Here is a 13,380-nt window from a genome sequence, read left to right as displayed (position 1 = left end):
AAGCCGCTCGAACTAGTTTCGAGTGGCTTTTAATCTGTCTTTTCCATCTTGACACATATCCAACAGCGGACAAATTTCACATTTAGGACTTCTAGCCGTGCAATGATACCTTCCAAAAAAAATTAATGTGTGGTGGCTTTTTACCCATAATTCTTTTGGAATCTTGCGCATTAAGGTGGCCTCCACTTCAGTAACAGACGCGTTCAGCTTGCAAATACGTAGTCGTTTAGTAACCCGTTCTACATGCGTATCAACAGCAATTGCTGGGACACCAAAAGCATCTCCAAGCACAACATTCGCTGTTTTGCGTCCGACGCCCGGTAGCTTTACCAATTCTTCACGAGATGCTGGTACAATACCACCGTAATTATCTAATAGCATCTGTGCACAAGCCTTAATATTTTTGGCCTTGTTTCGGTAAAGACCGATCGTTCGAATTTTCGCAACAATGTCGTCCATAGGTGCCTGTGCTAACGCCTCTGGAGTGGGATAGGCAGCAAATAGTGCAGGTGTGGCTTTATTCACGGAAACATCCGTCGCTTGGGCGCTTAGAATAACAGCGATTAAGAGTTGAAAAGGAGAATCTGAATGCAGCTCCCCAATTGCTTCTGGAAACATTTCGTACATTCGTGAGAGAGCTTCCATTGTTTTTTCTTTATTAAGCATCAGAATCCTTCCTTTCAAGCCAATTATAGAGAGAAACCTTTGGTAGTTCTTCGGATTGATTTTGTTCTTCCTTCTGTAATAAAATTTGTTTGCGTCGCCGCTGCTCCTCTTCGACTTGAACTTTTGATCGAATATTTTTCTTTTCCCAGCTTTGAAGAACCGTTTCAATATATTTAAAATTGTACGCTTGGTTTAATACCGCTTCCTGTAGTGCTAATTCAATCAACGATGGTGCGTAGTGATCCTCGTTTAACCAATACCCAATTTTTTGGTATTCAATCGGTGATAAAGGCCGACCGAATTCCTGTTCAAAAGATCTTAACATTTTCTTTTGAGCAGCAAGATCGTTCTTCTCCTCAATTTCAAACCGCTCTTGTTCTTTCAATATTGTCAGTTTCTCAAAAGCGGGCAACAAATTATAACGATCACTCTGCTTGCCCTCATCGTCCAATGCGGTATCCAAGGTAACGAATTCTTTATTGACAAGTGAATTTAATGACGCATATATCTTCTCAATAGTACATCCCATGTCTTGGGCAATTACAGTCAAATCAGGAAAATCTACTCCAGATTGATGTGAAGCGTAAAGCTGCAGCCACAACATAAATTCGTCAGTCGTCAGTCCCAGTTTAGTATAATTTTTTAATAACAGATTTGAGATTGTTGTCTCCCCACCCGCTAAATAATCATTTAATGAAATCATTTGGAATCCTCCGTTCGTTTCTCAGTTTACACTAAAAAAAAAGGAACTCCAAGTCTGATAAATTTCTCTTAGCAATAAAAAAAGAAGGCTTACGCCTCCCTTTTTTCTATTCTGCTTCCGCTAAAGCCGCTTGAGCTAAAATATTCAAGTAATTCCATGGGCGGTCAAAATGTGGCTGGAAGAAGAAATCTTGTAATGCTAAATCTTCTAACGTCATATTATTTTGAATAGCCACTGAGATTGTATTTGCAGATTGTGTAATATCATATTTTGAAAGGAACTGTGCACCTAAAATTTTATTCGTGCCTTTTTCTGAAACAATCTCCATTAAAACTTTTTCAGTAGTTGGCATGAACTCAGGTCGATAATTGTCTTCGATTACTGTTACATTCACGTCTAAATCATTTAATGCAGCACTCTCTTTTGTTAATCCAGTCGAACCAATCGTCCATCCAAATAAGTAAAGACCAGAAGTACCCTGTGTGCCTCGGTATTTCATTTTTTGTTCAACTAAGTTTTGACCGACTAACATTCCTTGTCTAACAGCGTTTGTTGCTAGAGGGATATATTGATCTTTTCCAGTTGGGTTATAATGAACAACTGTTGAATCACCTGCAGAGAAAATATCTGGGTTGCTTGATTGCATGTATTCGTTCACTTTGATTGCTCCGCTTGGCAGCATATCTACTTTGCCTTCTAATAACGTTGTATTAGGTCGGAAACCGACACACAGGATAACCATATCCGCATCGAATTCATTGCTCGGTGTCACTACTTTAGTTACAGCACCACTTTCATCTGCAACGAATTCACTAACGTTCTCTCCCAATGCTAGAGTCACACCATGGTCTTCTAATTCTTTTTCTAATAGATCTGTGAAAGGCTTATCTAAATATTTGTTTAAGATTCTTGATAATCCATCAATTAGCGTCACTTCTTTACCTGACTCGGCAAAAGCTTCTACTAATTCAATACCAATATATCCTCCACCGACTACTACAACTTTTTTAGCGTCTTTTGCTTGTTCAATGATGACATTTGCCTGGTTATAGTTTTTGCATAATAAAACATTCTTAGATTCAATCCCTTTGATCGGCGGGATGATTGGCCAAGAACCTGTTGTTACAACCAATTTATCATATTCAACGATCTTTTCTTCCTCTGTTTTCAAATCTTTTGCTGTGATTTTTTTAGCATCTGTATCAATGTTTGTTACATCGTGTTCCATGTTCACTTTTGCACCTAAAGAAGTAAGTTCCTCAGGGTTAGAATAAAATAGCCCTGCTGGATCTTTCACGACTCCACCTACGTATAAAGCGATTCCACATGAAAGGAATGAGATATTGTCATTCCGCTCAAACACAGTCACCTCTGCATCCGGGTGGTTTGCTAAAATATTTTTAACGGCTGCGGTACCGGCATGTGTACATCCTACTACTACTACTTTCATTGTCGTCCCTCTTTCGTTTGAATCATTTTTTAATTGCAATATTTTGCACAAGGACAGTATAACAGAATTTAATTTCTGTCTAAATAAATTTGCTCACGAATAAACATTTTTATTGAACGTATCGAAAAATTGAAACCGCCATTAATTATTAGTGTTCGAGTAAAATATTATGTAAACTTTATTTTAGTAAAACTATTACTTTCCCTTCTGGAATGCTAAACTTACCGTTAAACAATTTACAGCTAGAGACCTGAAGAATCTGATCACAAAAAAGGTTGAGGAAAATTATTCTCCTCAACCTTTTCAAATTAAATTTTAAAGTTTGTTAAAAGTATTCACAACATTTTCCACAGTGAATCCAAATTGTTCTAAAACATAGTCTCCTGGTGCAGAAGCTCCAAAATGATCAATACCGATCATCTTACCTTCCGATCCGATATAACGTTCCCAACCGAATGGAGAAGCTGCTTCGATTGCTACGCGTTTTTTCACTGCCTTAGGTAAAACAGATTCTTTGTATGCTTCGTCTTGTGCTTCGAATAAATCAAAACTTGGAAGAGAAACAACGGAAACGTCTTTGCCCTGCTCTTTAAGGTCTTTTTGAGCTTGAACAGCTAGGTTCACTTCAGAACCAGTAGCAATTAATAGACCATCTGGTGTATCTGATTCAGCTTTAGAAATCACATAACCACCTTTTGCCACGCCTTCCTTAGCCATGTCTTTACTATTAGGTAAGACTGGTAAATTTTGACGACTTAATACTAAGATAGTTGGCTTATTCTTTGTTTCTAGCGCTTGAATCCATGCAGCGGAAGTTTCGTTGCCGTCAGCAGGACGAATTACTTGTACGTTAGGCATACAGCGAACGCTTGCTAATTGTTCGATTGGTTCATGTGTAGGCCCGTCTTCACCGACAGCCACAGAATCATGTGTTAACACATAGACAACCGGTAATCCTTGGATGGCTGACATTCTAACAGCCGGACGCAAGTAATCAGTAAATACGAAGAATGTTCCTCCATATATACGTGTTCCTCCATGCAAATGAATGCCATTCATCGCGCTCGCCATTGCAAATTCACGGACACCAAACCAAATGTTTCGGCCTTCATAAGAACCTGGTTGAAACTCTGGTTCATCAGCGATCGTTGTATTATTTGAACCTGATAAATCAGCAGATCCACCCCAAATATTCGGAACAGCTTTTGAAATAGCTTGAATCGCATCTTTGCTGGATACACGACTAGCTTGTGCGGTTCCTTCTTCATAAACTGGTAATGAAGCTTCCCAGTTTTCTGGAAGTTCTCCAGCAAAAGCCGCTTTAAATTGTTTCGCTAACTCAGGATGTGTTTTTTCATAGTTTGCAAACATCGCATTCCAATCAGCTTCTGCTTTCGCACCCTTATCGTTGATTTCTTCTTTAAATCGATTTGAAACTTCTTCGGGAACCGTAAAGTCAGGATATTCCCAACCATATACAGCTTTTGCAACACTAATACCGTCTTCTCCAAGTGGCGCACCATGAACAGCAGATGTACCCTCTTTTGGAGAACCGAATCCAATCACTGTTTTAATTTCGACCAATGATGGTTTGTCCGTTTCAGCTTTCGCTTCATCGATCGCTTTGGAAATGGCTTCTAAATCATTTCCATCTTCTACTAAAATGTGTTGCCAACCATAAGCTTCATAGCGAGCACCTACATTTTCAGTGAAGGCTTTTGAAGTAGGTCCATCTAAAGAGATATCGTTTGAATCGTATAACACGATCAGTTTGCCTAATTTCATGTGTCCTGCCATAGAACTTGCTTCAGCAGATACGCCTTCCATTAGATCGCCATCTCCACACAAAGCGTAGGTATAGTGATCCATCACATCAAAACTGTCACGATTGTATGTTGCTGCTAAATGAGCTTCAGCCATTGCCATCCCAACAGAAGTTGAAATACCTTGACCTAAAGGACCTGAAGTTGCTTCGACACCATCCGTATGAAGGAATTCAGGATGCCCTGGTGTTTTGCTTTCCCATTGACGGAAACTTTTTAAATCATCAATCGTTACTTTGTATCCTGCAAGATGTAATAAGCTATACAACATCGCCGAACCGTGACCTGCAGATAGAATAAACCGGTCGCGATTTGCCCAATTTAATGAAGTCGCTGGATTAACATTCAAATGCTTTGTCCATAGAGCATAAGCCATTGGGGCTGCACCCATGGGGAGTCCTGGATGACCTGAGTTTGCTTTTTGGATTGCTTCAATACTTAATGTTCTGATTGTGTTTACACCTAGTTGATCGATTTTGTCGAACAAATTACTTCCTCCTTTTTGGTCATAAATACTTTAATTACAAATTCATTGTAACCGATTTATTTTGACTTTTCAATCACTTACTGACAAAAGATTTACTTTCTATTGTGTAATCCTTTTTCTTTTTGAATCTTTTTTAATTTTTCTGGAGTGACATCGTTGCCTTCTGGATCAACAACCTTCATTCCTTCGATGTGATGGCGCATTCCACTACGGAATGAAGCGATGTATTCTTCCCGCAAAACCTTCTGTTCATGTGCCTCTGCATCTGTTAAACCGGACGTTTTCTTTTTCTTTGATAATTCATTGATTCTAGCAATTGTTTCATCATTGATCATTTTGCGCACCTCTTTTCCCTCTTTAATTATACATAAAAAAAAAGAAGTTGAAAGTGTAAACAAATACGAACGCTTGTTTGATTTGTTCGGATAACTATGCTACACTAAAAAAAACGAAAGAAGGTGCGGGCATTGGCAAAAAGAACGGAAACAAAACAATTAGAAGTGTTACGTTTCATTCATGAACGCGTTGAAGATAAAGGGTACCCACCCACTGTTAGAGAAATTGGAGAAGCTGTGAATCTTTCGTCTACCTCTACTGTTCATGGCCATTTATCTAGGTTAGAAAAAAAAGGCTGGATCCAGCGCGATCCCACTAAGCCAAGAGCAATTGAGTTAACTATTAATGGATTAGAAAAAATCGGGGCAGCACCGCAAGTTATTCCTATGTTAGGTGTCGTAACAGCTGGTGAACCCATTTTAGCAGTCGAAGAAGCGTCGGATTTCTTCCCTGTTCCACCAGACCTTTCTAGTGAAGAATGCGGCTTGTTCATGCTGACTATCCGTGGTGAAAGTATGATCAATGCTGGAATTTATGATGGAGATCACGTGATTGTAAGACAACAATCTTCAGCTACAAATGGAGAGATCGTGATTGCGATGACGGATGAGAATGAAGCGACATGCAAAAGATTCTATCGAGAGGCTGATCATATTCGGTTGCAACCTGAAAATGACGAGTTGGCTCCTTTGATTTTCGATAACGTATCTATTCTTGGAAAAGTTGTCGGTTTGTATCGAAACCATATTTATTAATCGGAATTTACTTCCGATTATTTTTTCCTTTACAAAACGAACAAACATTCGTATAATAGATATACAAACACACGTTCGCGTATTTATAATAGGAGTGATTATTGATGAAAGCAGTAAGAAGATTTGGTTTAATTATCGCTGTATTGTTACTAGGTTTATTGATTGGTAAGTTAGGGTCTTTAGCTACGATCGTCATTTTTTCTGGTTTGTTCCTTGTATGGTTCATGTTATGGGACGAGCGAAAGTACGCTCAGCATTATGCGGAATACCATTCCGTTGAAGAGGAAAATGAGGAAGAAGAGTTTTACACTACAGAACCTGCCGAGGATTTTTATTATGTAACGTACGATCATCGTTATCACAAGTCAGCTTAATCGTTCACTCAAGCAGTTGGGGATTTCATCCAACTGCTTTTTTGATATTTAATAAAAAGAGGCTGCAGACAATGCTCTAAATTAGAGCATTGTCTGCAGCCTCTTTTCTATTTAACTCTTTTTAGTAGTCCATCAATGTTAAAATGTCGTATCCTTGGATTTTATCACGCCCGTGTAACCCTTCTAATTCAATCAAGAAGGCACACCCGACAACAATGCCGCCCAGCTTTTCCACTAATTCTATCGTCGCTTTAATTGTTCCTCCAGTTGCTAACAGATCATCAGTGATCAATACCCGTTGGCCAGGCTTAATTGCATCGCTATGGATCGTTAAAGTATCCGTACCGTATTCTTTTTCGTATTCAACTTCGATTACTTCACGAGGTAATTTACCTGGTTTACGCACTGGCGCAAACCCTAATCCTAATTCAAATGCTACCGGACATCCTACGATAAATCCACGAGCTTCTGGACCGACGACCATATCGATTTGCTTTTCCTTTGCGTAATTGACGATTTGTTTTGTTGCTTCGCGATATGCTTCGCCATCAGCCATGAGTGGAGAAATATCACGGAATACAATCCCTTCCTTTGGATAGTCTGGGATACTAGCAATATAATCTTTCAAATTCATTTCGGTTGTTCCTCCTAGCCTTTCAGCCATTTTCTAATAGTTTGAATATCATTCATCAATAAAAATTCTTCGCTATCAATTCGAGCCATGCGTTTTTGATAAATTTTACTCTCTTCAAAAGCCCGAGTTTCTGGAGACTCGACCATTTGTAAAACACCGTCGTCTATTGTAACAAATTTCAACTCAGAAAACACGTGAATCATGAATACTAATAATTTTTCTGGGATTCTTAAGTAATTCGAAACATTTTTCAATTTAAATCGAATATCGACTTTAGGCTGTTTTCGGAAAAATTGATAAAGCTTTGCAAATTGTTCACGACTTGGCAATCCATTTAAATATGCTTCATCTGAGCTATAAAGATAAAGGTAAATTCGCTCAAAATGTCCGGCAATCGTGATTTCCTGTAAAAGTTCTTTGTGATCAGGACAATCAAGTACGATTAATTGATCGTAGTCAGTCCAGTCAATAGTCGCATCGTATAATACAATTGAGTGCTGCAATTCTTTAGAAAAGAATTTCTGATTCTCCTTTTGAAAAGCCAGATACAAAGCTTTACCGCTATCAATTTTTTGATTCCAAGTATATTTCGCACGTCGATCAATTACTTGTGTACCTTCGGAAGCAAAATCAATTAAACGGAGTTGCACTTTTTTCTGCCCATTCCACTCATTGATTTCTAAATCCCCTACAAATTGAGTGTCCGGTTGCTGTATCTCTTCGGCTTCTTCCCCAAAGCCAAATCCAATAGCATCTAATTGATTATCCTCATTTTTCAATGAGAACTTAACATGTTGCTGCTCGCTACCTATGCGTTTGAAAAAGCTCACATTTCCATTCACTAAAAAATGAGGGGCAGGATTATCCGTGCCAAAAGGAGCCAATTTTTTTAGTTCTTCTACAAGACCTAAAGAAATTTTTGCTATAGGAAGAGAAGCATCTATTTTAAACCCAGATCCTTTACTCAAATCTATCTGCTCAGCCAAGATATAATCGTTCATCAATTTTTGTAGTAAGGGAATTCTATCAGCTGGCATAGTTAAACCCACCGCTGCAGCGTGTCCTCCAAAATGAGTAAACTCAGAACGCATTGTGGTTAACATCCCAAACAGATCCAACGCTTCGATGCTTCTTCCTGATCCTTTAGCTACACCATTTTCATCAATGGATAAAACAATCGTTGGCTGCCCGGTTTGCTTTAAAATGTTGCCTGCGACAATTCCTAAAACGCCTGGATTCCAACCTTTCGCAGCAATTAAATGGACTTTATCCTCCGGATTGATTAATGCTGTTGCTTCAGCCGTCGTTTCTTGCACGATTACTTTTCTCTCATCATTGATTTTATCTAATTTTTCAGCTAGAGTGTGAGCAATTTCCTCGTCAAAAGTAGTCATTAGTTCTACAGCAGGATTAGGGTCACCCAACCGGCCGATGGCGTTCAACCTTGGCCCTAAGCTGAAACCAATACTCATCTCATCAACCTTCTGTAGATCAACGCTGCTAACTTTTAATAACTCTAGCAACCCTAAACGCTGTGTCTGTTTGATGGCTTGCAGGCCTAATTTAACGAATAGGCGATTTTCACCAGTCATTGAGACTAAATCTGCTACAGTACCAATGGTAACTAAATCAAGCATTTCTAGAGGAACTTCTTCCAACAATGCAGTCGCCAACTTGAAAGCGACCCCGGCTCCCGCAAGTTCTCCAAATGGATAGTGTCCTTCTGGATGACGGGGATGAATGATACAATACGCATCTGGAAGGACAGGCGGCAACTCGTGATGGTCGGTAACGATAACGTCAACACCTTTAGAATTGGCATAATCAATTGCTTCGTTCCCAGCCACACCATTGTCAACGGTAATGATTAATTGAATCCCCTCATTGATTTTTTCTTCAAAAAGAGATTTATTTGGTCCATATCCGTGAATAAAACGATTTGGCAATACATAATGTACGTCTGCACCAATCATTTCAAGCGCTTCTACCATAATAGACGTACTTGTAATCCCGTCTGCATCATAATCACCATAAACTAAAATTGCTTGCTCTTCCATTACGGCTGCTTGAATACGCTCGACAGCTCTCTCCATGTCGTGCATTAAAAAAGGGTCATGCAAATCATCGATATTTACTTTCATCAATTGTGAGAATTCTTCTGCTGTACGTATATTTCGATTCCATAAAAGTTCAGCGAATGTTTCACTATATCCTTGATTCAACATCTCAGTTTGAAAAACTGAATCAATAGGTGTCGTATCTCTGAACTGCCAATTAAAGCTTGATTTTTTCACTCTATCACTTCCCAACCGTATTAGTATAGCAAAAAAGAATCCGACAAGAAAGAGAAGAAGACCTTAGTTTTCTCAAACTAAAGTCCTCTTCTATTAATCATAATAATCAATGGGCGAAGCATCTCGTTTTTCAGTGAGTGTGTTCTCTTTTTCTGCTAAGGCTTGGTCCTTTTCTTTTAAAAGGGTCTCATAATTTGCTTTCATTACAGCAATTTCATTTTCTTGCTCCCGTTTAAAAGACGCCTTATCTTCTTCTAACTTTTTCTCATTGTCTGTCTCATAAGAATGGATCGTTTCTTTCAACTGTTTTATTTCCTTGCGTTGTTGGAATAACGTGGCACCAGATGTCAATAAGACAACTAATGCACCTATTAGAGCAGAGCCGATAATAACTAACACAAGAGACAAGTAGATTTTATTCACTAAGAAATTCACTGGCACTTCTTGGCTATTGGAAAGTGCAAAAATCACGATCAGTAGTACAAGTATAAAGCCCAATAAAATTTTCCACTGTTTCCTCATGTACGTTCCTACTTCCTATTGAATAGGCCACCTGCTAATAAATCCCCTATATGCGGGAATAAATCATAGAAACGACTAGCCCCAGCCATTACGAATGGTCGGTTTATTTCACGCGTCGGCTTACCCATTTTATTTACGATAGTTTTTGCTAATTTTTGAGGATCTAGAACAATATTCCCCAAATTTTCTAAATAGCTGCCGCTTGGATCTGCTTTGTCAAAAAAATCTGTTGCGATCGGACCTGGATTAATGGTCGTTACATACACATTTTCAGGCCGCAACTCCAAACGTAGTGCATTCGAAAAACCTAAAACTGCAAATTTTGTTGCAGAGTATACTGTAGATTTTGGTGTGGCCATTTTACCAGCCATGGAAGCAACATTAAAGATATGCCCCTTTTTATTATCAACCATAGAAATAGCTATTTTTTGAGTGAAGTACATCATGCCCAATACATTTACTTCAAACATTTTCCTTGCCACATCCAAATCAAATGAAACAAAATCATTAAATAGTCCGAAGCCTGCATTATTTACTAACACGTCAACATCTCCGACTTCTTCAGAAATTTTTCCGATGACTGCTTCTACACTATCAGGATCAGCAATGTCCAATTGAAATGCATAAGCTTCTTTTCCACTCAATTCAATGCATCGCTCTTTTACTTGCCCGATAAGATTGATTCTGCGAGCACAGGTAACAACAATTGCCCCTCTTTTTGCTGCTTCATAACAAATTTGCTCTCCTAAGCCAGCAGAACTGCCTGTCACAACAACTACTTTATCTGTTAAATCCAATGAAGTCCCTTCTTTCTGTAAGGAAAAATCCTTTTTATTTTTTTATGAAAATGGAACATCCACGATATCAAAATCTTTCGCAATCTGGGTGTTTGGGAAAATTCCTCTTGCTTCTTCTTCTAATTCCTTCGCTTCTTTCGCTAAATAGCGAGCTGATATATGCGTTAATAGTAATTTTTTTGCGTGTGCTTCTTTTGCAATCGTAGCTGCCTGCTGTGTGGTAGAGTGAAAATAAGCGCGCGCCAATTTGCTTTCGTTCTTATTGAATGTACTCTCGTGAACGATAACATCACTGTTTTTCGCAAATTCACTAGATCGGGTCATAAATCGGGTATCGCCAAAAATCGTTACGACTCGACCCTTCTTTTCCTCACCGACAAAGTCTCTTCCATCAATTGTTGTACCATCTAGCATAGTTACTTTTTCACCGCGTTTTATTTTTCCATAAATAGGTCCAGCAGGAACACCAAGCGCAACCAATTTATCCACTTGTAAAACACCTTCATGATCGGCTTCCTTAACTCGAAACCCATAGCTGTCAATGCCATGGTCCAACAGCATGCTTTCAACTGTAAACTGCTTATCTTGGAAAATTATCCCTTCTTTGATTTCGACAAAATGTAAAGGATATGATAAATGTGTTTTTGTCACCTGAAGCGAAGTCCGAACATAGTTTTCTAATCCAACAGGACCATATATTTCAACAGGTTCCTCTCCACCTTGAAAAGAACGACTGCTTAGCAAGCCTGGCAAACCAAATATGTGATCTCCATGTAGATGGGAAATAAATATTTTTTCAATTTTTCTTGGCTTGATAGTTGTTCTTAATATCTGCATTTGAGTGCCTTCACCACAATCAAATAGCCAGATTGAATTACGCTCATCCAATAATTTTAATGCTAAACTACTGACATTTCGATGTTTTGCCGGCACACCTGCGCCTGTACCTAAAAATTCTAATTCCATAATTTTCCTGACTTTCTATTAAATTACTTTTATTCTAGAAGAAAGTCGCCTCTAGCGCAATCTAAATAAAGGAAATATTAATCCTCACTTGATTTATCTTTTGAAATTTCATCATTCGTGATTTTTTCTTTAGAATCCTTCGCCATCTCTTGGGCGTTTTTCACATCTGCTTCAACATCATCATATTCAAGACGAGTAATCTCGCCGCCTAAATCCATCATGATTAATTGATTTAAAGGTCGATTGTCTTCTTCTTCAGCAATTAAAAGCAATGCGGTATCTCCTTCGCCAATCTTGTCTATCAGAAATTCAAAGACGCCTGTTGCTTCTCGAACTTCTTTTGCATCCTGTGTCGCACCAATCATGCCACCTGTAAACCAACCTAATAAGATACCAATTGGTCCACCCAATATTCCTACCATCATCCCAATCAAGCCGCCTGTAGAGCTTTTATTGCTTCCGGTAAAGTCTAAAAAATCTTCAATCTCAAATTTATGTTCTCCATCGTTTGAATGATGGACCACAGCCATTTGTTCACCTTTAAATGATTTGTTCATATGTAGGCGTTTGGCTTTTGAAAATGCCTCATATGCTTTAGATTCTACGTCGAAGTTCATGATTATCACTCTTTTTTCCATTCATCTCGCTCCTTTATTCGTTTAATTATAGTGTAGCAAGAAAAGGTTTTTTTGGAAAATAGAACGAGCTTTTACTAGTTCATAAAAAAAACTGGGAATCAATTCCCAGTTTTAATCTCATCCATGATACGATCATCCACAATATAGTGATCAAAGAATATTTTTGATAATTGATATCCTTCTCCCCAATTTGTGCGAATGACGTCGTATTCTACACCGTCAATTTTCAACTTATTTCGCAAGTGCTTAATAATCGTAGATAAACGAGTCATGTGACTAGCAGAGTCGCTATCGCCCCAAATCTTAACAGCTAGGTCGCTTCGACTGATTGGCGCATCTTTCGTAGAAATTAACGTACTCAACATTTCACGTTCTGAACGTGTCAGATTCCACAATGGAATTGGACGTTTTTCATACTCGCTTTCTTCTTTCTTCGCTTTCATGCCAAAACCAATTGAATAGACAGACTCTTCTACTGTATTCTCGGCGAGTTTCTCTCTTAACCCGCTAAGCGTCTCATCTTCAAGCAGCCATTCATCAACGCCTCTTGACTCCCAATCAGCTTTTTCATCTTTCTGAGGTATTCGATCTGTCTCTCTGATGACAACAAATTTTTCGCCGACTTCCTCAAGAATTACTGAAAGCTCCTGATCAGAGACAGTTTCACTAATGACTAAAACATCAAAGAAGCTCATCACATCCAATGGAACCTGCTTCGCTTGCAACATGTTTAGTAATTTTGCCGAACTTAAAACTTCGATATTCAAGCGTTGCAACTTCTCTACTAAAGGTCTCTCAACTAAAATATTGTGTGTTAAAATTAATACTTGCATCACATTATTCCCCTTTTTTATTATTAAAAATAAGTTTCCAAAACGTTGCACCCGGAAAGTTTTATTAATTAACAATATAATTATTACTTGTTACAGTGTAAG

General features: G+C 38.5%; 14 protein-coding genes. 2 read left to right on the top strand and 12 right to left on the bottom strand.

Annotation, left to right across the window (positions count from 1 at the left end; translation table 11 throughout):
* Window positions 1-12: 12 nt before the first annotated feature.
* The 5 genes from nth to A5868_RS08040 form a co-directional block, all read right to left on the bottom strand.
* Window positions 13-666 (bottom strand): endonuclease III, encoded by a 654-nt coding sequence (gene nth, locus A5868_RS08060; RefSeq protein WP_086303837.1) that lies wholly within the window; start codon window positions 664-666, stop codon window positions 13-15.
* Window positions 659-1,369 carry a DnaD domain protein gene (locus A5868_RS08055; RefSeq protein ID WP_086303838.1) on the bottom strand — a complete coding sequence of 237 codons (711 nt, stop codon included), beginning with the start codon at window positions 1,367-1,369 and terminating at the stop codon, window positions 659-661. The genes nth and A5868_RS08055 overlap by 8 nt, the downstream gene beginning before the upstream one ends.
* A 106-nt stretch (window positions 1,370-1,475) precedes the next feature.
* The gene (locus A5868_RS08050) at window positions 1,476-2,819 is read right to left on the bottom strand and encodes an FAD-dependent oxidoreductase (RefSeq protein ID WP_010780808.1); all 1,344 of its coding nucleotides are present in this window, start codon (window positions 2,817-2,819) and stop codon (window positions 1,476-1,478) included.
* A 315-nt stretch (window positions 2,820-3,134) separates the two neighbouring features.
* Window positions 3,135-5,129 carry a transketolase gene (gene tkt, locus A5868_RS08045; protein ID WP_010780809.1) on the bottom strand — a complete coding sequence of 665 codons (1,995 nt, stop codon included), beginning with the start codon at window positions 5,127-5,129 and terminating at the stop codon, window positions 3,135-3,137.
* 92 nt (window positions 5,130-5,221) lie between these two features.
* Complete coding sequence (locus tag A5868_RS08040; protein WP_010780810.1) at window positions 5,222-5,464, bottom strand: DUF896 family protein; 243 nt, start codon at window positions 5,462-5,464, stop codon at window positions 5,222-5,224.
* A gap of 132 nt (window positions 5,465-5,596) precedes the next feature.
* Between A5868_RS08040 and lexA the strand changes: the two genes are divergently transcribed.
* Both lexA and A5868_RS08030 read left to right on the top strand, forming a co-directional pair.
* Entirely contained in the window at window positions 5,597-6,220 is a 624-nt protein-coding gene (gene lexA, locus A5868_RS08035) for a transcriptional repressor LexA (RefSeq protein ID WP_176281297.1), read from the top strand.
* A 104-nt stretch (window positions 6,221-6,324) separates the two neighbouring features.
* A complete protein-coding gene (locus A5868_RS08030; protein ID WP_010780812.1) occupies window positions 6,325-6,594 on the top strand; it encodes a hypothetical protein in 270 nt (89 codons plus the stop codon).
* A gap of 121 nt (window positions 6,595-6,715) precedes the next feature.
* Here A5868_RS08030 and A5868_RS08025 read toward each other — a convergent pair whose 3' ends face one another.
* The 7 genes from A5868_RS08025 to A5868_RS07995 all read right to left on the bottom strand — a co-directional run bounded on the left by A5868_RS08025 (window position 6,716) and on the right by A5868_RS07995 (window position 13,278).
* The gene (locus A5868_RS08025) at window positions 6,716-7,228 is read right to left on the bottom strand and encodes an adenine phosphoribosyltransferase (protein WP_010780813.1); all 513 of its coding nucleotides are present in this window, start codon (window positions 7,226-7,228) and stop codon (window positions 6,716-6,718) included.
* 14 nt (window positions 7,229-7,242) lie between these two features.
* A complete protein-coding gene (gene recJ / locus A5868_RS08020; protein ID WP_086303842.1) occupies window positions 7,243-9,522 on the bottom strand; it encodes a single-stranded-DNA-specific exonuclease RecJ in 2,280 nt (759 codons plus the stop codon).
* 93 nt (window positions 9,523-9,615) lie between these two features.
* The gene (locus A5868_RS08015) at window positions 9,616-10,044 is read right to left on the bottom strand and encodes a LapA family protein (protein ID WP_010780815.1); all 429 of its coding nucleotides are present in this window, start codon (window positions 10,042-10,044) and stop codon (window positions 9,616-9,618) included.
* Between the two features lie 8 nt (window positions 10,045-10,052).
* Complete coding sequence (locus A5868_RS08010) at window positions 10,053-10,841, bottom strand: SDR family NAD(P)-dependent oxidoreductase (protein WP_086303844.1); 789 nt, start codon at window positions 10,839-10,841, stop codon at window positions 10,053-10,055.
* Between the two features lie 42 nt (window positions 10,842-10,883).
* A complete protein-coding gene (rnz, locus tag A5868_RS08005) occupies window positions 10,884-11,807 on the bottom strand; it encodes a ribonuclease Z (RefSeq protein WP_086303846.1) in 924 nt (307 codons plus the stop codon).
* A gap of 77 nt (window positions 11,808-11,884) precedes the next feature.
* Window positions 11,885-12,445 carry a DUF456 domain-containing protein gene (locus A5868_RS08000; protein WP_086303848.1) on the bottom strand — a complete coding sequence of 187 codons (561 nt, stop codon included), beginning with the start codon at window positions 12,443-12,445 and terminating at the stop codon, window positions 11,885-11,887.
* A gap of 98 nt (window positions 12,446-12,543) precedes the next feature.
* Window positions 12,544-13,278: a winged helix-turn-helix domain-containing protein gene (locus tag A5868_RS07995; RefSeq protein WP_010780819.1), complete on the bottom strand. Its 735-nt coding sequence runs from the start codon at window positions 13,276-13,278 to the stop codon at window positions 12,544-12,546.
* Window positions 13,279-13,380: the final 102 nt, after the last annotated feature.

Origin of the sequence: Enterococcus sp. 12F9_DIV0723 (assembly GCF_002174375.1) — a bacterium.
Classification (GTDB): Bacteria; Bacillota; Bacilli; order Lactobacillales; family Enterococcaceae; genus Enterococcus_A; species Enterococcus_A gilvus.
The sequence above is the reverse complement of the archived record's forward strand: the minus strand, read 5'-3'. Positions and strand labels throughout refer to the sequence as shown.